The sequence below is a fragment of the bacterium genome, from assembly GCA_004322275.1.
In the GTDB taxonomy this organism is placed as follows: Bacteria; Desulfobacterota; Deferrisomatia; order Deferrisomatales; family BM512; genus SCTA01.
This window is the reverse complement of sequence record SCTA01000022.1, coordinates 1-24,144: the sequence shown is the minus strand read 5'-3', so window position 1 is coordinate 24,144 and position 24,144 is coordinate 1. Positions and strand designations below refer to the sequence as shown.

Genomic DNA, 24,144 nt, shown 5'->3' with positions numbered 1-24,144 from the left:
AATGAGACGACGGCTTGGCCTGTTGTTCTTTGTCTCCTTGCTTGCTTTGCCTGCCGCCGCAGGGCTTCGCTACGCGGAGTCCACTGCGCCGACCAGCCTGAACCCGATGCTGGTTGCGGACATGCCGAGTCTTCGTGCGACCGAGCTGATGTACGAAGGATTGGTCAGCCCCCCGGAAGCCGGAGAGGTGAAGCCCGCGCTGGCGGAATCCTGGACGGTCTCCCCGGACGAAACCTCGGTGAAGTTCAAAATCAAAAAGGGGCTGAAGTGGCACGACGGTAAGCCCGTTACCGCTCAGGACGTCCTCTTCACCATCGAAGCCGGAAGGGACCCGAGAACCGCCACGGCCCTCGGGGCCCAGTTCGAGGCTTTTGACAAGGTAGAGGCTCCGAACGACTCCACGGTGATAGTCAACTTCAAGCGCAAGGTTTTAAATCCTCTTCTGTACTTCGATTTCAAGATTCTTCCCGCGCATCGCTTTCCCGAGGGCTACGTGGTCGCCGAATCGGCCATCGAGTCGCCCATCGGCAGCGGCCCCTTTTCCTTCGGCGAATGGACCCACGCGGGCGAGATACGCTTCAACCGCAGCCCCTACTACCCCAAGGCCAAGGAGGGCGGAATCGACGCGGTGGAGGTGTCTCCTGTGCCGGACGACAACATCAGAAACGAGCTTCTGCGCTACGGCGCGGTGGACCTCCTTCCCCAGGTGAGGCCGAAGGACATCCCCGCCCTGGAGGAACTCTCCAGCGTAAGGCTCTACCCCTATTCGACGCTGTCCTACAGCTATCTGGGGCTTAATTTCAGAAACCCGCTGATCCGCCAGAAGCTTTTCCGCCAGGCCCTCATGGCCGGGCTTAACCGCCCGGAGATGCTCAAGGCCCATTACGGCAATCGCGGCACCATCATCTCCGGCCCCTTTCCCCCGGCTTCCTGGGCGTACAACTTCGACGTAAAGCCCTGGCCCTACAACAGCGAGCGCGCGAATCAGCTTCTCAAAGAGGCCGGAGTCGTCGATACCAACAAGGACGGCATAAAGGAATTCGACGGCAAGCCCGTCACCCTGAAGATACTCTCCCTCGCCCAGTCCGAGGTTCAAAAGGCGGTGGTTCTCGACCTCCAGCAGCAGATAAAGAACATGGGCCTTAACGCCGACGTCCGCTTCCTCGAACCGATGGCCTGGAAGACCGCGGTTTTCGAGGACCACGATTTCGACCTTGTGCTGGCCGAGTGGACCTTCGACAACAGCGTCAACGTCTACACCCTTTTCCACTCCACCCAGACCGGACAAAACCAGAACAATTTCGGGGCTTATTCAAACCCCGAGGTAGACCGTCTCCTCGACGAGAGCCGCGAAGCGAAAAATTCCGAGATGTTGCGCGCCACCTACGGCGAGTTGCACAAAACGCTCAACGAGGACCTGCCTTACATCTTCCTCTGGAGCCTGAACCGCTATGCGGCAATAAGCAGCCGGATTGAAAATGTCCGACTCCACCCCTTCTACTTCTTCTCCTACGTTGCGGACTGGAAGGAGAAGTGACACCGGTCGCCTGATTTTCGGCCTACTCTCCTTTGCCGGACGGGAACTGGCGGCGACGTTACTGGTTCTAATCGGTGCGAGTCTTTTGCTCTTCATAGTGCTTAAGGCCGCGCCGGTAGACACTTCGCGCGGGCTTCGCCTTCAGAGCGAACCCGCCGGGGTAAACGTTGGCGCTGTAAAGGTCGAAGATTCAGAGCGCTTTGCAGCCAAGGAATATTTCCTCTGGCTAGGCGGAGTAATGACCGGGCAATTCGGCCACAGCTCCGCCCTTCAGCGCGGCAGGCCCGCCGAAGACCTCATCTGGCCCTCGGCCTGGCGCTCCTTCTCTCTCCTCTTCGCGGGTCTCGGTATCTCGGTCGTCCTCGCCCTTGGCGGGGCCGCCGGGAGAATTCTCTGTCCCAACTCGCTTTTCTGCCGTTCTCTGGGCTGGAGCATAGGTCTTCTTTCCTCCATACCGGTATTTTTGTACGTCTATATCTTCGTTGCGGGGGGCAACAGGGCGATAGCCTGGGGGGTTGACGGGGGCTACTGGTCGATGCCGCACTGGTTTCCCCTGCCGGTGGAAGCCGCTTTCCTCCCCTGGCTCTTCGCGGCGCTCATACTTGCCGTGGGCGACGGGGAACTCTCCGACCTCTTCGGCCGCTTCCAGAACGAGCTTCGCCACTCCTCTACAGGCGAGCACATCACCGGCGTCCGGATAATGGGGCTTAGCGTGCCCAAGGTCATAGCCAGGGGGTTTATCCCCGGCGCGGCCTCCCACGTCGCCCGGCGCGTATCCTTTTTTCTCGGCTCGCTGGTTGTCCTCGAAGCGGCGCTGGGTTGGCCGGGGCTGGGCTACCTCGCCTGGCGCGCGGCGGCAGAGCGCGACATGCCGGTGCTTCTGGGCGCGGCGCTTGTAATGGCGGCGGTGCTCAGGGTTTTTTCCATGTTCTGCGACTTCGTGGGGTACCTCGCGGACCCGAGACAGCGCAGCAATGGGTAAGGTCAAGCGCTTTCCGACAGCGAGCAGGCAAAGCCGCCTCATCAGCCTGACCATCGGCGCGCTGTGCCTCATTCCCTCGACGCTGGGCATGCTGGCCGGGACTTTCGGCTGGCTGCCCCACAATCCGATGGCCTTCGTCGGCGAGCCCAACGCCCCCTCCTCCGCGGAATTTTTTCTGGGCTGCGACGCCCTCGGCAGAGATCTTTTCAGCCGCCTCGGCGCCGCTTCGGCCTATTTCACCCCCCCCGGCGCGCTCGCGATGGGCGTAGCGCTTTTTGTCGGCGGCGTTCTGGGCGTGGCGGAATCCCTCGGCGGCAAGATATGGGGAGCGATAACCTACTGGCTCTTGCAGGTGCTCGATTCCCTGCCCAAGTTCGTTCTGGTTCTCCTCGTAGCCTCGATAGCGCGCAGCAATCTCGTCTGGATAATGACGGCGGTGGGAGTCACCTTCGCTCCCCAGATTGCCGGAGCCATACGTTCTAGCGTCGAGAGGCTCCGCATGGCCTCCTTCATCGAAGCGGAGCGCTGCCTTGGCGTCAGCATGGCGAGAATAGTCTTCGTCCACATACTCTGGGGCCACGCAAGGAGGGTAATCCTCGCCCAGTTGATGAGCCTTATGGCCTATGCGCTTCTGGTCGAGACCAGCCTTTCCTACCTCGGCGGCGAACTCGGGGTTCAGGAGCCCACGCCGAGCTGGGGCAACATGATTTCGCTCGCCAGAGACGGCGTCTTCACGGGCCACCTCATGCAGGCCTTTTTGCCCGCGCTGATGATCTCGGTTACGCTCGTGGGCTTCACCCTCGTCGGCCAGGGTCTTCTGAGCGTCGTGGAGGAGCGAGGGTGAGCCATCCCGCCTTTGAAACGCACGGCCTTACGGTCTATCTCGAAGGCCGCAGGGATATGCGGAAGATTCTCTCCAACGTGGAGCTTACGGTGCGTCAGGGGAGGACCTTCGCGCTTCTGGGGGAGTCCGGCTCCGGCAAGACCTGCCTGATACACTCGGTTCTCGGCGTCCATCAGGGGCAGCCCGGAGTAGTCTCGGGCAGCGCGAAGGTTCTGGGTCAGGAGATTTTCGGCGAGCTCGACCGCTATGTGGAGTACCGGAAACACCCCGAAGTTCTGATAAAAAAAGACCTGGCAGGGTGGAGGCGGGCACAGGCAAGGGCCTGGGGCGACATGCTCGGCAAAGACGTTACGCTGATACCGCAGGACGCCTCGACCTCCCTTTCCCCCTTTCACACAATAGGGCAGATGCTCTCGGTGGTGCTGGAGCGGGCAAACCCCGGCATAGAGAGCGAGGAATCGCGGGGGCTCGCGCTTTCCTGGCTTTCGCGGGTGGAGATGTACGACGTAGAGACCGTCTCCGAGTGCTACATTCACGAGCTGTCGGGCGGGATGGCGCAGCGGGCGGCGATTGCTCTGGCCCTTGCGCCGGGGCCCAGGCTCCTCATCGCCGACGAGCCCACCACCGGCCTTGACGCGACGCTCCGCATCTCGATTATCTCCCTCCTTCACTCTATGGTGGAAGAAAAGGGAGCAACCCTTCTTCTGGTCACCCACGACCTTGCGGCGGCCAGGATACTGGCTTCCGACGTGGCGATACTCTACGAGGGAACAATCGTCGAAACAGGATCCGTCGACGAGGTTCTGGACTGGGACCACGAGCCGAAGCATCCCTACACGAGTTTTCTGCTGGAATCGGAGAAAAAGCTTATAGAGGGCGCTTCTCCGCGCCTCGCGGTCAAGGAGCCCGCGCCGCTGGTGGGCTGCCCCTACTCGCCGAGGTGCGAAGCGGCGACCTCCCGGTGTCTTCTCGAATGCCCCACCCTGCGAGAATTTTCGCCCGGCCACAACATAGCCTGTTTCGTGGATGACCTATGAGTGAAGCGGCGGTAGTCGTAGACAACCTCTGGAAATACTTCGGCGCCTCGGGGCTTTTGGCCCGCTGGGCGAAGAAGGTGCCCGCCCTTCAGGGGATTGATTTTACCCTTGAGCGGGGCGAGCTTGCCGCGCTGGTCGGCGAATCGGGTTCGGGCAAGACGACTCTCGGCAGGTGCCTTCTCGGCCTCGTCCCCTTCGAGGAGGGGAGGGTCACGGTAAACGGCTTCGACATGAAGGCGCTCAAGGGGAGAGAGGAAAAGAAATTCAGGATGACCGCGCAGATGGTCTTCCAGAATCCCTACGCTAGCCTGAACCCCGCCTTCAAGGTTCGCGACGCCCTGGTCGAGGCGGTCAAGACCCACTTTCCCCAGGCCACCAGACAGCATGCGAGGGAAGAGGTGGAAAAACTGGCCCGCCTCGTCCAGCTTCCCAGCCAGCGCCTGGACGAATTCCCCACCAGCCTTTCGGGAGGAGAAAAGCGAAGAGTCGTTTTCGCGAGAGCCCTCGCCACGCGGCCCAGCTTCGTAGTAACCGACGAGCCGGTCAGCGGGCTCGACCAGCCGATACAGACCCAGCTTCTGGACCTCCTGCGGCAGATTCACGAGCGCCAGAAGTCCACGATGATCTTTATCTCCCACGACCTTCGGCTGGTCAAATTTCTGGCCACGAGAGTCCTCGTGCTTCTTCACGGCAGGATAGTGGAGGACGCCCCGGCCTCCTCCTTCTTCAGGGAGGGCCCCGGCCACCCCTATTCAAAGGAGCTTTTAAAGAGCGCCTACGACCCCCGGCCGAATCTGACCATTCAGAACCACAGAAAAGCCCCGGAGCGCTGGAAGACCGGCTGCTCCTTCCGTCACCGCTGTCAGGTCGGAGGGAGGGGGAACTCCCTTTGCGCCGACGAGATACCGATGCTGGTAGAGGTTAGTCCCGGCCACCGCATCGCCTGCCACCTGTGTTCGCCATGCCACGAATGAATTTTAAGACCCTGTTTTTGCTGTTCGCCTTTTTGGCGCTGGCCCTGCCCGCCTTCCCGGCGGAGTTCGACAACCTGCTCGAAAAGGGGGAATTCTTCAACGAGAAGGGGTCAGCCTACGCCTCGGACGCCGTCAAGACGCTTGAGCAGGCAAAAGAGGTCGATCCCGCGCGCGCGAAGACCGATGCGAGGTTCGTCGCAGCAGTGGCCAAGGCTTACTCGGGGGTTTTCAGGTACTCCGAGGCTTACATGGCTATCGAAGAACTCGACAAGGCGGGGAAGGGTAATGAAAAGACCGCCGCTCTGATGGATTTTCTGCTGAACGAAACCGGAGCGGGGAGGCTTCGCCTGATAAACGCCGTTCCCTACGCGGGGCTTACCGGCTCCATCGAGCCCCTGAACGAGGCCCGGCTGGACGTCTCGGCGAGAAAAGCCGTAGACAAGCTCAGGCAGTACCTCTCCCGCCCCCGCGAACTGGGGCCCGGGGGGCTCACGCTCATGATCCCGGAAGGCAAATACAAGATAACCTTCTCGGCCCCGATAGACGACAGGGACACCCATTTTGTCGAACTGGAGATATGGGCCGGCGACCAGCTCGAACAAAGGCTCGTATCCCTTTACCCGGAGCCCAAAACCGTCAAGATCCTTCCGGGCAACCGCACGGTCTCCTTTTCCTGGCCTTTGCTTGAGGGGGCGGCGTCTTACAGGCTGCTTCGGAAGAGGGCGGCGACCCAATGGGAGGTGAGGTACGAGGGCGACAAGGACGCCTTCCTCGACGCCGACGTTCCTCTGGGCGAAACCGTGAGCTACCGGCTTTATTCCCTCGACAAAGACGGGCTGCCGCTGGCCTTTGCGGATCTGCAGGCGTGGGCGATGTCGCCGGTCTCCTCGGCGGCCATCGCGGCGTCCATAGAGAGCGACCTTACGGCGACCGTTTCCTGGGAGCTCCCCGGCGGAACCCTCGACAGGCTTGTGCTCCTCATGAAGAGCGAAACGGAAGAAAAGACCCTCTTCGACCTTCGCGGCGAGGAGATAGTTCGGGCCGGAGAGGTGAGCGAGGGGCCACTGACCCTGAAACCCGCCGAGCAGGCGATAAAATTCAGGATCGAGGCGTGGCTGGACGGGGCCGCCGCACCCAGCGCCTTAGCGGAGACGATTCTCCCCGTTCCCCCGCAGGTCGCGAGGATAGAGGGGATAAGCGAGGAGGTCCAGCCCGACAGGGTAACGATCGAATGGTCCACCTTCCCGCGCGACGCGCTGGCGCAGGGGTACGCGATTTACGTCACCGGGATGAAGGGCATAATAGGCGAGCTCGTCGCGAGGGTGGACAACGCCCACGCCAGGGAGTTTTCCTACGTCCCTAAGGTTGAGCTCGCCGACAACGCCCAGCTTCGCCACTTCGTCCTACCCTACGTGGGCGACAGGTTTCTCGTAATGCCGGCGGAGTTCGAGGCCAGCGCCGAAAAGCCCCAGATTCCCTTTGAAAAGAGGGCGCGCGGCGGCAGGACCGCCATCGGAGACATCGCTCTTGCCTGGGACCCCTACCCGGAGGCTACCCGCTACATAGTGCGGGTCGGCGAGAAGGAAATGATTATCGGCGAAATTTATCTGGAATTATCGGGGCTTCAGACTAAACTCATGGGTCGGGAGAGCAAGATACGGGTGTTCGCCCTCACCGGAGACAGGCAGGAAGTCCCCATCCTTTCAGTGGATCTCAAATACGAACATTATCCCAGAGAGTAGAGGGGAGTATCGTGAAAAAGCTACTTATCGCTGCACTTGTTTTGGCATCGGCTAACGCATTCGCGGGCTACCAGGCCGAAACGGCGGAGCCCGTGCCGGTCGCAGGCCTTGACGGCAAGGGGCAGATATCGAACCCGCGCCTCTCCCCCGACGGAAAAGCCCTTTTCTTCGAGTTTTTGGGGGGCAACGGCGATTCGGCCGAAGTGTACCTGGCCGAACTGCAAAATCCCGCCGCATACCCCCTCGCGCTCAAAACCGTCGAGCAGGCGGTACCTTCAAACAAGCAGGACGTCTTCTCCCTCGGAGGGCCGGGAGACCAGATAGTGAGCGAGCACCCGGCCTGGGGTCCCTCTACCGCGAGAGGGCAGACCCTCGCCGTCGCCGTGACGCGCAAGGAAGCCTCCAGAGGCGCCAGCCGCGTGAACTTCGACATCTTCTACAAGGCCCCCGGCAAGAGAAGGTTCATCACCGAGCACCCGGAGAACGATTCCGAGCCCTCCTTTTCGCCAAACGGCGATTACCTCGTCTACGCCAGCGGCAGGACGGGCGAGGGCGACCTCTACCTCTACTCCTTCTTCGACGAAAATTCCCCCACGAAGCGGATCACCTTCGAGGAGGCGGGCTCCGAGCTTTACGCCGCTTTCAGCCCAGACGGCAAGAAGCTCGCCTACATCGGCCACCTCGGCGGAGTCGATCACCTCTTCATAATCGAGGATCTGCAAAAGCTCATAAAGGAAAACGACGAGGGGGTGAGGAAGGTCGTCGCGAGGACCGCCACCAGAGACCTGACTCCCGGCTGGCAGAACTCCTGCCTCGGACCGAGCTTTTCTCCGGACGGCAAGAGGGTCGCCTTTTTCGCCCACCCGAAGAGCCATCAGACCAGAACCGATCTTTACGTCGTAAGGGCGGACGGCGTGGGAGAGCCGGTACTGCTGATGGAAAACGTGATTCCTCCGAGCAGGGGCGGCCCCTGCTGGGCGCCCGACGGCTCGGGTATCTTCGCCGTGGAGGAGAGCGCCGCTAACATGAATCCGATCTCCTTCGTGCCCCTCGACCCCTCCAGGAAGCGCGAAAGGCAAAAGACCGGAACGCAGCTCAACACCGACCTCAATTCCTTTACCGTCGGCGGCTCGTCGTATCTTATCTACGCGGCGCAGGGCGGCGGTGAGAAGGACGACGAGAAGAGATGGAGAAGGCTGTTTTCGGTAAAGCTGAAGAAGAACTGAGAGAAAGCATAGAAAAAACCCTGAATGTAGTTAAATGGTTGCGGGCTGCCCGCCCGCACCCGGCACCGCTTCTTTTGACCGCCCAAAAGAAGCAGCGGGAAGAAAAGGCGCGCCCCCTTTGCGCCAAGGCGCTCGTTCGTCGCTCGGCGAGCTCAAATTCGCTGCGGCTCAGATTGAGCTCGGAACACCCTCGTTCCCTCACTCGCTGGCGCCGGAGGGCGTGGGGAACGAAAAGAAGGCTCGCCGATAAGCAGTGTATTTGTTTGCTTATCGGCTCGAAGGTATTTTTTACAACTACGAATGAGGTGAAATATCCGCATATAGTGCTATAACAAAAATCCCCGCTTCCGCGGGGTTTTTGTCAGCAATCAAAGGCTGCCTTTCGGGCAGCCTTTTTTAACGCCGTGTTGAGGCTTGATTTCTACATCTGGCTCTCTATGCGCTCCACCGTTTCCAAAAGGAGCTTCAGGGTGCGCTTCACCTCGGCGATCTGGGTGCGGAGGTCGGCGGGGTTGTCCGCGGCCGGGGCTGAGAAAAGCGGGGCGAAAGCGGAGGGCATCGGCTGCGCCGAAACCCTGGGCTCCACGGCGGGCGCTTTGGGCTGTGCGGCCTGACGCTGGCGGAGAGCCACCGCCCTGAGGCGGTTTGCGTCTTCCTTCATATCGTTGTAAAGGCCCATGAGCTCGTTAACAAGGGCGTCCTTGCTCGGCCTCTCCGGGCTCGGGGGCTGGAGGAAGATATCCAGCGCCATGAGGGATTTGCGCAAAAACTTCATCGCCAAGGGAGAGGCGAGGGTCCTGGAAGCCCGTATGTATTTGCAGCAGACGGCGATCATCTTTATCCCGGTCTGCGCGTGCATGTTGCTCTGGGTCTGGAGGGCGAGGTCAGCAAGGGCCTTTTCAACCGCTGCGAGGTTCGCCGAGTTTATCTCCCAGTCGAGGGAAAGAAGCTTCTCGTAGAGGGGTTTTAAGATAGTCATCTTCGGAGCCCCCTCCTCGTCGTCCTCTCCCTCCATCGAGGAAGCCGCTTCCGCGAGGTGGCGGGAGATCGAAACGTCGAGCTTTTCCTCCGCCGGGGGTGGTGCCGCGAAGAGTTCCTCAGCGGCGGGAGCGGGCGGCGGCGGGGGAGGCTCGGGCGCGAAGACGGGGGCGGCGGGCTTTTCAGTAGCGGGGGTCTTCTCCCAGGAGATTTCGAAATCCAGCGATTCCGTTTTCTCTTCCGCGGGGGCCTTGGGCGCCTCCTCCGCGGCGGGCTCGGGAGCCGCTTCAACTTTCGGGCGGGTCGGGACGAAAAGGTCCTCAATCGCCTGATCGATCATCGAATCGATGTTGTCTATGCCCATTTTGTTCAGTTCGCCAGGTTTCATGGATGTTCCTACTTTTTTGCAGTTAAAGTGGGCATCAACTTCCTGGCCACGTTTTTCACCGTAAGCTTGCTGATCTCGCGAAGGGTTTCAAAGACTCCCTCGCCGGTGACGGCGCTCGAGGTGAAATACGGGGCGTTGTAGACCGAATTCATGTCTTTTTGCATCTGATCGATGGTGAGAAGGGGAATCCCCTCGGCGGCGAGGTCCATCTTGTTGTACTGAAGCACCAGCGGAATCTGCGCCATGTCGATGCCCATGTCCTTCAGGTTGTCCCGAAGGTTGTCAAGGCTCTCCATGTTCTTTTCCCGCTGGGTCTCCTGCGCGTCGGCGATGAAGGCGACGCCGTCCACGCCCTTTAGCACAAGCTTTCTGGTGGCGTTGTAGATGACCTGGCCGGGGACGGTGAAAAGCTGGATGCGGATGTCGAAGCCGAAGATCTTGCCGAGGCTAAGGGGCAGGAAGTCGAAAAAAAGCGTGCGATCCTGCTTGGTGTCGATTGACACCATCTGCCCGCGGACGGCGTCGGTCATAGCGCGGTGAATATGAATGAGATTCGTTGTTTTTCCGCCCCTGCCGGGGCCGTAATAAACGATTTTGACGTGAACCTCGCGCTTTGAGAGATCAAGGAAAGACACTTTTAGATATCCTCCCTCAAAAGCGGAGTCAGATGGGTTTTCACCTTAGCGGTTTTAAGCCTCATGAGCCCGAGAGAAACGTCTTTGGCGAAGAGGGTTATGAGAAAGAAGTCCTCCCCGATCTTGGTGTAATGGATGGACTCGTTTTTGCCCTTGTGGAAGAGGAGGCTGAAGTTGTCTTCGCCCACAAGGCGCGCAATCTCTTCCGTAACGCCGTAATTGGCCGCGGAAAGGGCGGCCAGGGCCACCACGTCCATGTCGGAAGGGTCGCCCCTGTTCGCTATCAGATACCCCGAACGGTCGACTATCATGGCGCACGAGGCACCGGATGAGAGGAGGTCTTCATCAAGTACCCGGTCGATTTCCTGAAGGGTCTTTTCGGAAAGAACGAATTCCATTGCCGAAGCTCCGTAGCAAGAGGACTTAAAAAAATTGGTTTGGGCGACCGCCCAATCGCCGGCCGGTGCGGAAACCTTGCGGCTGTCACCTTTGGCGCGCATAAACTTAACGTCAAGTATAAATCTTGGACTAATACCGGGTTTCTGTCAATGGGCAAGCGCGGTTACGGGCGAAACGGTTGCCCGGGGCGCAATAAAAAAAGGCAAACGAAAACCGGGCGGACAAGTCCGTTACAGCTTTCGTTTACCCGTTCTTCTGCCTGAGGCGCCGGACAGCCTGCCGTCGCCGCAAAAAGGGTTCCGCTTTAGATATGATATCTGCGGTGTATCAGAATCGCGATTGCGGCCAGGGGCGCAATTATTCCGCAAAGTATGGCTTCGCTCAAAAGAAAGTAGACTCCGGGATTCATCGTTCAAGCTCCTTAGGTCCTGTAGACGGTGATTTAAACGTCGCTACAAGACCGTATAGAGCAAGGTCCGTACCCGGAAACGGCGCGTGCCGGATTAGAGAATGGAACCGCAAGCCATTGAATTAATTGGTTAATTCAGAAGAGGAAAAAAGAAGATATGACGGCGTGAATGTAACGGGATACACCGCAAAGCGCGTAAAATCAATAAAGCCCAGAGATTACGGTAACTTGGATATGTATGAAATACTATACGGCAATTAGAGCCCTGATTGTCTTTTCTCGGAGGTTCAAGAGAGCGATCTGGTATACCTGATGGAATGCTTTTTCATCAGTGCGTGGAAGTTCGGACGCTTCATCCCCGTGCGTTCGGAAGCCCTGGTGACGTTGCCTTCGCAGAGGCGAAGGGCGTTCAGCAAAAAGCTTCTCTCGACCTGGGCGAAGGTCTGTTCGAGGATGCGCTTTTTGGCCTCCTTGAGTTCTTCGAGGGTTTCCGGGACGAGGGGATTGGTCAGAATCGACTGGTGGGGGTGAAGGTGCGCCGCCAGCACCGCCGAGTCTATCATCTCACCTTCCGCGAGGATGAAGAGCCTTTCAATCACGTTTTTCAGCTCCCTCACATTGCCCGGCCAGTCCCTGCCGACCAGCACGGAGAGGGCGTTTTCGGTGAAGCCGTTTATGCGTTTGCCGGTTTTGCGGCAAAAGAGGCGAAGGAAGGTGTAGGCGAGGCGGGGAATATCGTCGCGCCTCTCGCGGAGGGGCGGCAGATAGATGGGGAAGACGTTAAGCCTGTAGTAGAGGTCCTCCCGGAAGGTTCCCTCCTCCACCATCGTCTTGAGTTCCTTGTTGGTCGCAGCGACGACCCTTATGTTTGCTGTCTTGACCCTGGTGCCGCCCACGGGCTTGAATTCGCGCATTTCGAGGACGCGAAGGAGCTTTGTCTGGGTTTCGAGGCTGAGGTTCGCTATGTCGTCGAGAAAGAGGGTGCCGCCCTCGGCGATCTCGAAGATCCCCGGCTTGTCCATTACCGCGCCGGTAAAGGCTCCCTTGACGTGGCCGAAGAGCTCGCTTTCGAGGAGGCTGGGGGAAAAGGTCGAGCAGTCCACCGCGAAAAACTGCTTCGTCGCCCTGTCGGAGTTCGTGTGGATGAAGCTGGCGAAAAGCTCCTTTCCCGTGCCGCTCTCCCCGATAAAAAGGACGGTGGAATCGGTGGGGGCGACTTTTTTCGCCTTTGCGAAGACCTCCAGCATCTTCTGGTTTTCCCCCACTATCTCGTGCGACCGGAAGCGGCTGATAAGCTCCTTTTTGAGGTACTGGTTTTCTTCTATCAGCTTGATCTTGTCTATCGCCTGATCTATCGAGAGGAGAAGCTCGTCTTCCGAAAAGGGTTTGGGCAGGTAGTCGAAGGCCCCGTTTTTCATCGCCTCTATCGCCACCTGAACGGTGGAATAGCCGGTCATCACGATGAAATGAAGGCCGGGCTTTATGCGCCGCATCCGGCTAAGTATCTCCATCCCGTCGATGTCGGGGAGCTTCAGATCCAGAAGCACGAGGTGGTAGTTCTTGTCGGAAAGAGCTTTGAGCCCCGCCGCGCCGGTCTCGAAGAGGCTGATGTCGTAGCCTCTTTCCGAGAGGATGAGCTTGCAGCCGTTTCGTATCGAACGCTCGTCGTCGATAATGGCGATTCTAATCGGGTCCATCTGATTTCCTGATTTTTGAGGTGTCGGGGTCGGAAGGGGGGTAGAGGGGAAGCTCTACCGTAAAGCGCGTTGACCAACCGGCAGGTTTCGAGTAGCGGAGCTTGCCGCCGTGGTTAAGGACGATTCCATAGCTCACGGCCAGCCCGAGCCCCGTTCCCTTGTCCTTGGTCGAAAAAAAGGGCTCGAAAATCTTGTCGATGTTTTCCGCCGGTATGCCGCAGCCGGTATCGCTTATCTCGATGGAAACGGTGCTTTTCTGCCTGTCGATCAGGCTTTTGACCAAAACGCGCCCGTTCGCGGGGGTCGCCTCGGCGGCGTTTATGAGAAGGTTTATGAGAACCTGCTCGATCTGCGAGGAATCGATGAGTATCTCGGGCAGACCGGGGTCGATGTTCTGCTCGACCCGCACCCTGCGGATTCTAAACTCGTTTTCGGTGATGGAGACCGCCTTGGCGATTACCGAATTGGGGTCCGCCAGCTCCTTGCAGGGGCGCGAGCCCCGCGAAAACTCCAGAAGGTCCCGAAGGATGCTCCGGCAGCGTATCGTCTCCTCGATTATCACTTCGAGAGACTCGCGGCGGGGGTCGGCTAAAGTCATCTTGTTGGCCATGGAGGAGCTGAAGAGAAGGATGCCGGTCAGGGGGTTGTTTATTTCGTGGGCTATGCCCGCCGCCATGCGGCCGAGGGCCGTAAGCTTCTCGGTCTGAACCACCAGTTCGTCGTACCGGGCCTGCCTCCGCTCAAGCTCCAGAACCGTGAAGAGCGCGCACTCCGAAAGAAGCGCGATAGAGGAAACGGAGGTCTTTTCCCCCGGAGACGGCCTCCATTTTTTTTCAAAGACCGCCGTCACGGCGCCGTAAAGGCGCTCCTCAAGCTGCATCGGGATGTGAAGGATCGACTCCGATTCGGGAGAGGAGCAGATGATTGCCGACTTGTCCGCGAGTTTCGGGAGTTTTGAAAGAGCTGAAGGGGTGAAGGGGCGCGAGGGGACAAGGCTGCGGCGGCAGCGGCTTGTCTCCGAGAGGATTTCGAGGGAGTCGTCCTCAAAGATTACCGCGTGCGCCTCCTCGCAGGGCAGAATGTGCAAAACCGCGTCCAGAAGGCGGTTTAATATCGCCTGACAGTGCGGGGAGGAGCCGAAGAGAGAAAAGTGCGAAGAGAGCGGGTCAGGAAGGTCGCCTTTCCCGCAGAATCGCTCTTTGCCGCCGAGCGGTATTATTTCCGCTCTTTCCACGATCCGTTCTCCCGCAATTTGATTGTGAGGTGAGGGTATGGTGAGTTCGACGCGTGAAATATTTTACATACACCGTTTTAATTACACCCGGGGGCAAAAAAAGTCAAGAGGCGGCGGGGAATATCGGAGGCCATAATGTGTGGGCGAAAACCGCGTAGCGGGAGCGGCCTGAGGGCATGGGCAGGGAAGATTCAAGACAACGAAAAGCCCTCCTTTGCGGGAGGGCTTTTCAGGTGTCAAATGGACTTTGGTTGAACCGGAGCGCCGGAGGAAGGCTTCAAACCTCCCTCCGGTGCTTTTTCCAGTCTCAGGGGGTTATCGAGTAGAGTACGCTCCTGGCGGTGTCATACTTTGTGGTATTGCCCACCGAGCGCACGTACACGGTGATTATGTTTGAACCCTGATCGAGTTCGCTGGTGTTCCACATCCAGGTCGGAGTCGCGGAGTACGGACGCATCACCGTACTGATGTTGTTGGTGGCCGGCCCCTTCAGTATAAACTGGTACTCGTAGGTTCCGGTGCCGCCTGTGCCGCTGGCGGTAAAGTTGATGGTGGAGCCCAGAATCTGCGGGCTGCGGACGTTGGAGGTGAGAGTAACGCCCGTCGCGGGAGCCAGCGACGTTATGTCGAAAGACATGCTCTTCTGTACGTCGTAAGGCGAACTGTTGCCCGCTGAACGTACGTTCACCGTAATCGTATTTTTTCCGATGTTCGCGGCCGAGGTTACCCAGCTCCACGTAGTGGTCGTGGAATACGCTCTGACCACCTGGGCGACGTTGCCGGTGGACGGCCCCTTGAGGACGAACTGGTACTGGTAATTGCCCGTACCGCCGCTACCCGATGCGGTAAAAGTGACCGTCACCCCCGCAAGACGCGGGCTTGAAAGACTTGAGGTCAGGGTCGCTCCCGTCGCGGGGGACAGGCCGGTGAATGTGTAGTTTAAGGTTTTCCCGGACTCGAAGGCGCTTGTAACGCCCCCGGAGCGCACGTATACGGTTACGCTGTTCACCCCGACATACGAAGCCGAGGAGTTCAGTGTCCAGGTCGGAACGGTTGAGTAGGGCCGCACAATGGTGTCCACGTTGCCGGTGGGCGGGCCCTTGAGATGAAATTCGTACTGGTAAGCGCCTGCTCCGCCAAAGCCGGCTGCGGTAAAGACAACGGAGGTGCCGACTGTCCTGGGAGAGGCGGGGCTCGCCGTGAGGGTCACGCCGGTGGCAAGCGCGGTTGCCGGGGGCGAATTACCTGTCGTGTTGTAGGCGTAAACCTTGTAGGTGTAGGCGACAAACAAAGAGGCCGTTGTGTCGGCGTAGGAAGTCGTGTCCGCGGGAAGCGTGGCTATAAGGGAAAATGGCCCGGTGCCCGTAGCGCGTTCGACTTTATAGCCGACTTCGATTGCGGTGTTGTCGCTCCAGGTCAAATTGATTCGCGTCGGGCGTATGCCGGTTATCGCCAAAAGCTGGGTGGGCGCGTCGGGCACTATTTCCCAGATGTTAAACACGATGGGACGCATCATGTCGTTTTCTTCATGACCCAGGAGGTGGCAGTGCCAGACGTATTCCCAACCGTAGTCGGTAAGCTCGTTTGTTACCCTGACCGGGTTGCCGGTGTAAGGGTCTGTGCCTGTGAATTGGCCCGTAGAGCCCACCGGCGCGGTGACGTCCAGAGGCCGTATGCTTCTGGGCAGCCCCCAGGGCAAAACCTGCTTGAAAGGCCGCATCGCGACCACGATGTCTTCCAGCGGGTTCATCAGGACCGTATCTTTCCAGCCGAGTTCGTTCGGCAGCGGCCCGCGAATCGCTCCGTCCCAGCCGACGCGGTTTATAATCTGCACCTGGAAGAGGTGAAAATGTATGGCGTGGGTATCGACGCCGTTGTGGGTGATCTTCCAGTACTGCGTCTCTCCGTCGTTTATGATTTCGGTGGGAGGATCGATGTACGACAACATTACCGTCGTCTGGTTCGCGAAGTTGGTAAGGGGCAATTCCACACCCAGAGTGGCGTTCATGCGCCCGTAGATGAGCTCGAATTCCTCCGCTATCGTCTTGGGCAGCAGGGCGACGGTAGTCGGCGGAGTTGCGGCGTCCGGGCTGAAGGTGAAGGTGTTGTCCGAAATCCTTACGTAGTTGTCCTGATAGACAGCGTCGAAGGCCGGGCCGTAAGCGGATTCGGGCACGAGGGGCGCCATCTGCGCCGAGGCGTAAGCGCCCGGAGCCGTGGGGGTAGAGATGAAAGCAGCCTGCAAACCGGCGAGATCGAAAGCGGGCGCAGGCGTAGCGCCGGACACCGTGAACTGCATGACGGTGCGGGTGTTGGGGCCGTAGCCGGGCAGCGTCGAGGGCGCGCCTCCCGTGGTGGTGTAATCGGGGTTTCCGGTGTAGAAGTCGTAGCGCGGGTCAAAAGCGGGAACCGGCGCGGGGGCGTCGTTGTAAAGAATCAGCTTCGCTCCGTCGGGAACCCCCGAGAAGTCGATTATGACGTCGGCGCGCTCCGCCGGGCCGAGAAAAAGGGCGCGGTTCTGAACGTTCAGAACGGTTATGTCCCTGCGGTTGTAATTGTAGCCGACCGGCGTGGGCGGTATAACGACCGGCGCGGGCAGAAGGCCTCCCTCTGTGCCTATCTGGATCATAGAGGGGCCGGCGGTGGCGGGGTCGGGCACACCGCCCTCTCTCGCGTCGGTGGGCCAGCTCGGCGGCAGGCCGGCGAATGGCAGGGCGGGAACCATTTTGACTTCAGTCCCGTATCCGGGCTGGCCGGGGAGGATGGTCGGATCCGCGTAATAGAGCTGGAGATTCAAAAAGCGGTCGTTGGCGGCGTTCAGGATGCGAAAACGGTACGCTTTTCTCGCGACCGGAAGGGTGGGGTACGGAGTGCCGTTGACGATCGGAGTGTCCATGAAGGCTTCCGGCACGATCGAGGGCTGGGGAATGTTCGGCACCACCCTGCCGTCCGGCAGGGTAATGGGGTCATTCGCGATTCCCACGAAGGGAGGCCAGAACCACGGCCCGTAGTCCCAACGGCCCATTGCGCTTGCACCCGCCAGGTCGTTCGGATTCTGGTTGGGCATGTAGACGTGGGGGAGCCAGAGGCCGCCCTCGGGGCCCCATATCCAGGTCGGATCCTGCGCGGCGATAGCCGCAGGGTTCGGTACGAAGGTCTTGTCCTGAATGATGAGAGGTATGCCGTAGCGGTAGACTGTTTCGCCGAGTCCGGGGATTACGCCGTTGTTGATCAGACCCTCTTCCGTCGGATCGGTTAACAGGTAGCCCGCAGCCTCGCCCGCGTAGACGTTAAGGCGGGTGATGCCGTAAGCGTGGTCGTGGTAGAAGAGCAGCGTGCCGCTTTGCTGGTTCGGGTAGTAAAAGGTCATTTCGCCGGGGCCGGCGACCGGCATATCCGGCACGTTCTGGGTGGAAAGTCCCTTGGGGAAAGAGGTCGTTTCGCCCGCCGGGACGGTCCACTGGTGGGCGGTGCCGTCGCTTATCCACGGGGTGTTGCCTCCGTGGAGGTGGAGGCCCGCGCGGTTCTGCGCGTAATTGGTGCCGTCCGGGCCCATTCCCGCTCCCATAATGGAGGTATCGACGGGCAGAAAAAGATTGCCCTCGGCCCCCGTGGGGAGAAGGTTGGTGAACTTGACGCGGACAGGCCTATTTTTCTGGGCGAGGATCAGCGGGCCGAGATAGTGGGGGTTCGCGTCAGCCCCGACCCCGAGCATATCCTTGTATCCCCGGAAGGTGGTGGCCGGAAGATCCGAATGCACCTGCTGGGTATATTGCTCCAGGCCGATTTCGTAATAATCCGAACCGGGGTAAGTAGTGGTATCGGCTGTGGCGAGGGGGATGTAGTTGCCGAGATTGTTGGCGTTGGCCGCCCCTACGCCGGGGAGGGTGTTTACGAACTTTCTTATTCCTCCGGTTATCGCGCCCGTGACGGGGTCGACAACGGGGAAGGGGCTGTAAGCGTAGTTCGGATAAGGACCGAAGTAAAGATCGTAAAGCGAAATCACCGGTGGTGCGCCGGGAGCAGCGGATGGAGCAGTCCCTCCCGCCGCCGCTTCCGCTTCCCTCTGGATTCTGGCGCGCTCGGCTGCGGCCGCTCTTTCCTCCATCGTCGTCGCCCTGAACTTGGTCGGGGCCTTACGACCGTAAAGCAGATCCTCCGCTTGCGCGAAAGTGCTGCAAATTCCCAGGGAGAGGAATATCGCTATAAGCAGCAATATCCCGTACGGCTTTGGCCTCGAAGATATTTTAGGGCCTTTACTACTACTGACTTTCATTTTCCGCTCCTTTCCGGTTGGTCGATGCATATAAAAGTCGGGCGCATGGAAAAAAACCATCCCCTCCGCGGCGTAAACCCCGGCGCACAGCCACAAAAATATTCTGATGGGTTAACGTTAGACCGGGGCGCACAAAAAGCCAGAGGGTGAAAGGACTATTTTTCTGTAGGAATTTTTCCCTGAAACGGTAGGAGTTGTCCTACGTGAATTCGCGAATGAAAAATACCTCCGGCTTAACAACCGGAGGTATTTAAGGAATACGGGCTGGAGAAGGCGGGGCTTGCGCCTAAGGGCTTTCGCGGCGCAGGAGGTTGTTCTCCACAATTACCGGCAGTTCTCTCGTATTGACGGGTTTCGGTATGTAATCGTCAAAACCCGCTTCGATTATCTTTTCTTTGTCCCCCCTCATGGCGAGAGAGGTCACTGCGATAATCCCCAGGTCTTTAGTCGCCGGGTCCTCTTTCAGCACTCGAAGGGCGGTGAAACCGTCCATGACGGGCATGTGGAGGTCCATGAGGATGATGTCGGGCCTCTGTTCCCGCGCCATCCTGACCCCGGCCGCGCCGTCGCACGCTTCGAGAACCGTATAGCCGTTAAAAACCAGAACGTCGCGGAGCAATATGCGGTTATTTTCGTTGTCCTCCACGATGAGTATCTTGCGCGCCATGCCCTCCCTCATTGCCTCACCGGGATTGTGAAGGCGAATACGCTCCCCTTTTTGAGTTCGCTTTCGACCCAGATTCTGCCGCCGTGGAGCTCGACGAGCCTCTTGGTCAGGGCCAGGCCGAGACCGGTGCCTTCGCCTCTCTTGCCGGAGGGCGTGACAAGCTGGCTGAACTCTTTAAAAAGCTTGGGCAAATCCTCCCGGCTTATGCCTGTGCCGGTGTCGATGACTGAAATCTCGACGGAGTCGCCTTCGGCCCCCGTCCCCCGGTTTCTCCTGACGGATACGCGCACGCTGCCTCCGTCCGGGGTGAATTTGACCGCGTTTGACAGAAGATTGAACATAATCTGTTTTAATTTTCTTTCGTCGGCGACTATCGGGACTTCCGCCTCGGGAGATATCTCGAAGGCGAATTTTATGGAGTGTTTGAGCGCTTTTTCCTGCAGCATCGCCAGCGCGGTCGTGACCGCTTCTTGCAGATTCACTTCGCTTGGCTCCAGCGCCATCTTTCCCGATTCGACCTTTGAGATGTCGAGAATATCGTTAATCAGCTTCAGAAGGTGCTGCCCGCTTGCGAAGATGTATTTTATGTACTCTTTCTGCTTTTCGTTGACCGGCCCGGACACCTCGTCTTCAAGCAGCTCGGAAAAGCCGATGATGGAGTTGAGCGGCGTCCGAAGTTCGTGACTCATGTTGGCGAGAAAATCGGACTTGGCCCGGCTCGCCTCGCATGCCTGAAGCTTCGCCCTCTCCGCGACCTCCCTTTGCTGGTGAAGTTCTTCATTCATGTCCTTGAACTTCCGGTTCGCCTCCGCGAGCTCCTCCATTTTCATTTCCAGCCGCTCGTTGAGGACTGACAGCTCTTCGGTGGCCCTGGTGAGATCCTGATTTTTCTGGATGGCGGTTTCGTAGGTGGAGAGGAGGAGGTTCAGTATCTGCAGTCTGTCGGAGGTAATGAAGTACTTCTTGCCCCGAAAAAAGATAACGAGCCCCATTTTGGCGCTGTTGTTGTTGTCGAACTGGCGGTTTGCGATGATGTGCTGGAGCCGGGAGAGGAGGAACTGCTCGTTGTAGGGCTTCATTATGAAATAGTCGGCTCCGCATTCGAGGCCCATTATCACGTCGTCCGGATCGGAAAGGGAGGTAAGGAGAATGACCGGAGTGCTCTTTAAATCCTCGCATCCCTTTATGCGGCGGCACAGGTCGTAACCGTTCATCTCCGGCATGACAATGTCGCTTACCACGGCGATCGGTTTTTCCCTTTTCAGAACCGACAGGGCTTCGAGCCCGTTGCAGGCGGAGACCACCTGATAATCGTTTTTCTCAAGGACGTACCTTAGTTCCTCAAGCTGGGTCAGACTGTCCTCGACTATCATTATGAGGCTTGGATTCCTCTCCGTTTGCCGTTCGCTCATTTCCCCCATCCTTTCCCGGCTGCCGCTGAAAAACCGCTGCGAGCCTGTATTTTTTTCGTCGCGTGCTCATCCGGAGCTCGCCTGGCCGGTAGTTATGTCCGGTACAGCGGCAGGAGCTTTCTGTCGCTTGCTCCGCCGCTACGCGGCTTTACGATACCGGCGAGGAACCCCGCGATTCTTTCCGGAGGGAGGACGTAATCAGCGGCGTCGAGCCGTAGCGCCTCTCCCGGCATTCCGAAGACCACCGAGCTTTCCCTGTCCTGAACTATGGTCACGGCCCCCATGCTCCTCATCAGTTTCAGCTCGTCCGCCCCGTCTCTTCCCATTCCCGTCAGGAGCACCCCGACGGCGTTTTGGCCGAAGGCTTCCGCCACCGAGCGGAAGAGGCGGGCCACCGAGGGGCAAAGGCCGGATGCATCGCCGTTCCTGGCGAGGGTTATCCGGCCGTCCTTTCCCGCCAGCATGTGGAAACCGTCGGGCGCGAGGTAAGCCGTGCCGGGGACGATAATCTCGCCGTGAACGCCGAGCTTGACCGGGAAACGGGTGGAAGAGCTTATCCACGCGACGAAGCTCTCCATGAAGCCCGCCGACATATGCTGAACGATCAGAACCGGGGCGGGAAAGTCCGCCGGCAGGCCCGAGATGATGGTCTGCAGCACCGCCGGTCCGCCGGTGGAGGCTCCGATGGCCACCGCCCTGATCTCGGCGGGGGCGCGGTCGATTATCACGGGATTGGGCTGGGGAAGGGGCGCGCGGGCGCGCGCCCAGCGCTTGACCACCTTCACCTCGCTCATCGCCTTTACGGTTTTTATGAGCTCCCTTGCGTCCCCGGCGTGGTCCGGATGACCTACCCCCCTGGGTTTCCGCACCAGAGCCAGAGCACCCGCCTCCATCGCCCGGAAGGTCTTGTCGGCATCCATTATATTGGTGCTTCCGCTGACGATGACGATGGGCAGGGGATTTTCCTCCATGATCCGGCGGGTCGTCTCGAAGCCGTTGAGATTCGGCATGTGAATGTCCATCGTGACCAGATCGGGGTTAAGGCGTTCCACCGCCGAAAGCGCCTTTTGGCCGTCGTCGGCCACTCCGGCCACCTCAATCGAGGGGTCCGAGTTCAGGATATGGGCCAGCAGCGCCTGTTCCACCGGTGAATCTTCCACAATCAAAACTCTTGTCATCTCTACCTCTAAACCAGCCGGTTGATAACCTCAAGAAGGTTGCCCTGATCAAAGCTGCTCTTTACTATGTAGGCGTTCGCTCCCACGTCGATGCCCCGCTCCCTGTCCTCGCGGGAGGAAAGCGCGGTCACCAGCACCACCGGCAGGCTCTCCAGCTTCCTGTCGCCGCGTATCTTCGAGGTGAGCTCGAACCCGTTCATCCGGGGCATGTCCACGTCGGAAACCACAATGTCGAAATCGAAGGTCCGCAGTTTGGTCAGAGCGTCGATGCCGTCAACCGCGGTGACGACCTCGAAGCCCGCGACCTCAATGATATTCTGGAGCAGGGTCCTGGTCGTGATGGAGTCCTCGACTACCATGACGGACCGTTTTCGCTCCGCTTCTTCCCCGCCCGTTTCGACGGCGGCAGGCGCGGCGACCCTCACGGCGGATTTGAGGAGATCCGGGACGTTCAGTATCGGCACTACCTTGCCGCTGCCGAGGATGGTCGCCCCTGCGACGTTGCGGACCCGCGAGAGCTGCCGCCCCAGCCCTTTCAGCAATACCTCCTGCTCGTTCAGTATTTCGTCCACCAGAAAGGCGATCTGCGCGCCCGAGCCGGTGAGCACGACCGCCGACGCCATATCGGAGGAATCGGCGGCTTTTCCCGAAGGGAGCCCCAGCACCGCCGTCAGCCGCGCCAGAGAGAGCGGCTCTTTATCCATAAGTATTGTCTCGCGGTTTTCAACCGTCTTTATCTCGCTTTTATTCAGCCGGACGGCCCGCTTGACGTGCATGGTGGGCAGGACGAAGTCGCGTCCGCCCGCCCTCACGAGTATGCCGCGAAAAGTGGCTACCGTAAGGGGGAGCACGATGCTAAAGGTGGTTCCGGCGTCCGGCGCGGTTTCAAGGGTCACCGTTCCGCCGAGCTTCTCGACCTTTTCCCTGACGATGGCTAGGCCGAGTCCCCTGCCGGACAATTCGGTTATTATCCGGGTCGTGGAGACTCCCGACTGGAAGACGTACGGCAAAAGCTCCCGCTCGGACAATTCCTCCGCCTTCTCCCCGGAGAAGACGCCGAGCTTGACCAGAGAAGAGCGAACCTCGGCGAGGGATATTCCCGCCCCGTCGTCGGCGACGATGAGCTCTACCTTGTCGTCCCTGGGCGCTACCGAGACCGTGACCGTTCCGCGCTCAGGTTTGTTTTTTCGCCTTCGTTCGGCGGGGGTCTCGATGCCGTGGTCGATGCAGTTTCGTATCAGGTGAACCAGAGGGTCTTTCATCTCCTCCAGAATCCGCCGGTCAATCTCGATATCCTCGCCGCGAAGGACGAGGTCCACCTCCTTGCCGCTGTCGCGCGAGAGATCCCGCACGAGTTTCGGGAGAATTTCAAGGAGAGAGGAGAAGGGGAACATCAGAACCTTCTTCATGTCCTCCAGAAGGCTGTTCACCATCCCCCCCAGAGCCCGGCCGTCACGCTCGATGCTCCTCGCCTCGGCGGAGTATCTCTCTTGGAGCGCTTTGACGAAGATTCCGCTCCATTCCATGAAATCCAGAACCCTGCCCAGAAGCCGAAGGGTCTCCCCGTCGCCGTTTATCCTTCCGCCGCCCTGCTTCGCGGCGGACCGCAGCTCCTGCGCGAGGGGGTGGATTCTCGCCCACTCCTTTTTCCAGACTCCGAAAGCCTCGTTGGCCGAGCGCAGGTCGAGCGCCCGTTGCCACGCCGCCAGTTTAGCGGAAAGCATCTCCTCGGACTTGAGGAGCATCGAAGAGAGCTTCGCAGTGGAAACCCGCACGGTCTCCGCGATGACCGGGGGAGGCTGGGGAGGCGGATATCCGGGAGCCCGCGCCGGGGGAGGGGAAGGGATTTCCTCTTTCTCTTCCGGGGAGCAGACGGGCGGAAATTCGCACCAGTTCGTCTCCCCCGTTTCCACCGCCGGGGTTTCCACCGGCGGACTTGGCTCCCGGCTCTGCCCTCTCTCTCCGGCGGGGGCCGTTCTCAGCCGCCTCACCATCTCCTCGTGGAGCGCCTTGTCCTTGGGACTTCGCTCCGCGCCGGTGGTCTTTAGCAAGCGGTCGAGGAGGTCGAGGGCTTCCTGAAGGAGGTTAAAGAGTTCCGGGCAGGGGTGCGTCTCCTTCTTTTTCAGCGAGGAAAAGACGCTCTCAAGGGGCTGGCAGAGGGATTCGACGTCGGTGAGGTTGACCGCGCGCGCGGCCCCCTTGAGGCTGTGGGCTTCACGGAAAATCGTCTCCACGAGCTGGGCTTCACGCTCGGGATCCCGGCATTTTTCCAGCTCGAAAAGGCCGGAAGAAATGCCCTTCAGATGCTCGTCCGCCTCTATTCTGAAGGTGGCGAGCAGCCTTTTGAGAAATTCAGCGTCCTTGTTAACCATTAAAACCTCGGGTTCCTACACCTTGTACTGCTCCACCAGCCGTTTGAGCTTTTGCCCAAGGTCGTGGAGGTTCTGGACGGTAAGTTCCACCTGCCTCATGCCGGTGACGTTCTGCTCGCTCGCCTGCCGTATGTTGTCCATAGCGAGAGCCACCTGA

17 protein-coding genes are annotated in these 24,144 nt (G+C 59.5%); 7 read left to right on the top strand and 10 right to left on the bottom strand.

The window, feature by feature from the left end; all coding sequences use genetic code 11:
- Position 1: 1 nt before the first annotated feature.
- The 7 genes from EPN96_07060 to EPN96_07030 are packed head-to-tail and all read left to right on the top strand — an operon-like array spanning position 2 to position 8,342.
- The gene (locus EPN96_07060) at positions 2 to 1,537 is read left to right on the top strand and encodes a hypothetical protein (GenBank protein ID TAL16932.1); all 1,536 of its coding nucleotides are present in this window, start codon (positions 2 to 4) and stop codon (positions 1,535 to 1,537) included.
- Positions 1,479 to 2,519: an ABC transporter permease subunit gene (locus tag EPN96_07055; GenBank protein TAL16931.1), complete on the top strand. Its 1,041-nt coding sequence runs from the start codon at positions 1,479 to 1,481 to the stop codon at positions 2,517 to 2,519. Before EPN96_07060 ends, EPN96_07055 begins: the two co-directional genes overlap by 59 nt.
- Positions 2,512 to 3,363 (top strand): ABC transporter permease, encoded by an 852-nt coding sequence (locus tag EPN96_07050; GenBank protein ID TAL16930.1) that lies wholly within the window; start codon positions 2,512 to 2,514, stop codon positions 3,361 to 3,363. The genes EPN96_07055 and EPN96_07050 overlap by 8 nt, the downstream gene beginning before the upstream one ends.
- On the top strand, positions 3,360 to 4,400 hold the full coding sequence (locus EPN96_07045; protein ID TAL16929.1) for an ABC transporter ATP-binding protein: 1,041 nt from the start codon (positions 3,360 to 3,362) through the stop codon (positions 4,398 to 4,400). Before EPN96_07050 ends, EPN96_07045 begins: the two co-directional genes overlap by 4 nt.
- Positions 4,397 to 5,374 (top strand): ABC transporter ATP-binding protein, encoded by a 978-nt coding sequence (locus EPN96_07040; protein TAL16928.1) that lies wholly within the window; start codon positions 4,397 to 4,399, stop codon positions 5,372 to 5,374. The genes EPN96_07045 and EPN96_07040 overlap by 4 nt, the downstream gene beginning before the upstream one ends.
- A complete protein-coding gene (locus EPN96_07035) occupies positions 5,371 to 7,116 on the top strand; it encodes a hypothetical protein (protein TAL16927.1) in 1,746 nt (581 codons plus the stop codon). The genes EPN96_07040 and EPN96_07035 overlap by 4 nt, the downstream gene beginning before the upstream one ends.
- An 11-nt stretch (positions 7,117 to 7,127) precedes the next feature.
- Positions 7,128 to 8,342: a hypothetical protein gene (locus EPN96_07030; GenBank protein ID TAL16926.1), complete on the top strand. Its 1,215-nt coding sequence runs from the start codon at positions 7,128 to 7,130 to the stop codon at positions 8,340 to 8,342.
- Positions 8,343 to 8,763: 421 nt separating this feature from the next.
- On the opposite strand, the gene EPN96_07025 is transcribed toward EPN96_07030, so the two are convergent.
- The 10 genes from EPN96_07025 to EPN96_06980 form a co-directional block, all read right to left on the bottom strand.
- A complete protein-coding gene (locus tag EPN96_07025; protein ID TAL16925.1) occupies positions 8,764 to 9,708 on the bottom strand; it encodes a hypothetical protein in 945 nt (314 codons plus the stop codon).
- 8 nt (positions 9,709 to 9,716) lie between these two features.
- Positions 9,717 to 10,343: a gliding motility protein gene (locus tag EPN96_07020; GenBank protein ID TAL16924.1), complete on the bottom strand. Its 627-nt coding sequence runs from the start codon at positions 10,341 to 10,343 to the stop codon at positions 9,717 to 9,719.
- Positions 10,344 to 10,345: 2 nt separating this feature from the next.
- On the bottom strand, positions 10,346 to 10,843 hold the full coding sequence (locus EPN96_07015; GenBank protein TAL16923.1) for a roadblock/LC7 domain-containing protein: 498 nt from the start codon (positions 10,841 to 10,843) through the stop codon (positions 10,346 to 10,348).
- A gap of 595 nt (positions 10,844 to 11,438) precedes the next feature.
- On the bottom strand, positions 11,439 to 12,848 hold the full coding sequence (locus EPN96_07010; GenBank protein TAL16922.1) for a sigma-54-dependent Fis family transcriptional regulator: 1,410 nt from the start codon (positions 12,846 to 12,848) through the stop codon (positions 11,439 to 11,441).
- A complete protein-coding gene (locus EPN96_07005; protein ID TAL16921.1) occupies positions 12,835 to 14,082 on the bottom strand; it encodes a hypothetical protein in 1,248 nt (415 codons plus the stop codon). The genes EPN96_07010 and EPN96_07005 overlap by 14 nt, the downstream gene beginning before the upstream one ends.
- A 307-nt stretch (positions 14,083 to 14,389) precedes the next feature.
- The gene (locus EPN96_07000; GenBank protein TAL16920.1) at positions 14,390 to 18,190 is read right to left on the bottom strand and encodes a hypothetical protein; all 3,801 of its coding nucleotides are present in this window, start codon (positions 18,188 to 18,190) and stop codon (positions 14,390 to 14,392) included.
- A gap of 454 nt (positions 18,191 to 18,644) precedes the next feature.
- A complete protein-coding gene (locus EPN96_06995; protein TAL16919.1) occupies positions 18,645 to 19,025 on the bottom strand; it encodes a response regulator in 381 nt (126 codons plus the stop codon).
- Positions 19,026 to 19,033: 8 nt separating this feature from the next.
- Positions 19,034 to 20,446 (bottom strand): hybrid sensor histidine kinase/response regulator, encoded by a 1,413-nt coding sequence (locus EPN96_06990; protein ID TAL16918.1) that lies wholly within the window; start codon positions 20,444 to 20,446, stop codon positions 19,034 to 19,036.
- Positions 20,447 to 20,529: 83 nt separating this feature from the next.
- Positions 20,530 to 21,615, bottom strand: a complete 1,086-nt coding sequence (gene cheB, locus EPN96_06985) for a chemotaxis-specific protein-glutamate methyltransferase CheB (GenBank protein ID TAL16917.1) — start codon at positions 21,613 to 21,615, stop codon at positions 20,530 to 20,532.
- 8 nt (positions 21,616 to 21,623) lie between these two features.
- The gene (locus EPN96_06980) at positions 21,624 to 23,987 is read right to left on the bottom strand and encodes a hybrid sensor histidine kinase/response regulator (GenBank protein ID TAL16916.1); all 2,364 of its coding nucleotides are present in this window, start codon (positions 23,985 to 23,987) and stop codon (positions 21,624 to 21,626) included.
- Positions 23,988 to 24,144 lie beyond the last annotated feature (157 nt).

What these genes read in the sequence shown, in the direction of transcription:
- EPN96_07040 (TAL16928.1), top strand. Translation starts at nt 4,397, where the DNA reads ATGAGTGAAGCGGCGGTAGTCGTAGACAACCTCTGGAAATACTTCGGC.
- EPN96_06995 (TAL16919.1), bottom strand. Translation starts at nt 19,025, where the DNA reads ATGGCGCGCAAGATACTCATCGTGGAGGACAACGAAAATAACCGCATA.
- EPN96_07015 (TAL16923.1), bottom strand. Translation starts at nt 10,843, where the DNA reads ATGCGCGCCAAAGGTGACAGCCGCAAGGTTTCCGCACCGGCCGGCGAT.
- EPN96_07010 (TAL16922.1), bottom strand. Translation starts at nt 12,848, where the DNA reads ATGGACCCGATTAGAATCGCCATTATCGACGACGAGCGTTCGATACGA.
- EPN96_07025 (TAL16925.1), bottom strand. Translation starts at nt 9,708, where the DNA reads ATGAAACCTGGCGAACTGAACAAAATGGGCATAGACAACATCGATTCG.
- EPN96_07060 (TAL16932.1), top strand. Translation starts at nt 2, where the DNA reads ATGAGACGACGGCTTGGCCTGTTGTTCTTTGTCTCCTTGCTTGCTTTG.
- EPN96_07000 (TAL16920.1), bottom strand. Translation starts at nt 18,190, where the DNA reads ATGGAGGAAAGAGCGGCCGCAGCCGAGCGCGCCAGAATCCAGAGGGAA.
- EPN96_07055 (TAL16931.1), top strand. Translation starts at nt 1,479, where the DNA reads ATGTCCGACTCCACCCCTTCTACTTCTTCTCCTACGTTGCGGACTGGA.
- EPN96_06980 (TAL16916.1), bottom strand. Translation starts at nt 23,987, where the DNA reads ATGGTTAACAAGGACGCTGAATTTCTCAAAAGGCTGCTCGCCACCTTC.
- EPN96_07050 (TAL16930.1), top strand. Translation starts at nt 2,512, where the DNA reads ATGGGTAAGGTCAAGCGCTTTCCGACAGCGAGCAGGCAAAGCCGCCTC.
- EPN96_07035 (TAL16927.1), top strand. Translation starts at nt 5,371, where the DNA reads ATGAATTTTAAGACCCTGTTTTTGCTGTTCGCCTTTTTGGCGCTGGCC.
- cheB (TAL16917.1), bottom strand. Translation starts at nt 21,615, where the DNA reads ATGACAAGAGTTTTGATTGTGGAAGATTCACCGGTGGAACAGGCGCTG.
- EPN96_06990 (TAL16918.1), bottom strand. Translation starts at nt 20,446, where the DNA reads ATGGGGGAAATGAGCGAACGGCAAACGGAGAGGAATCCAAGCCTCATA.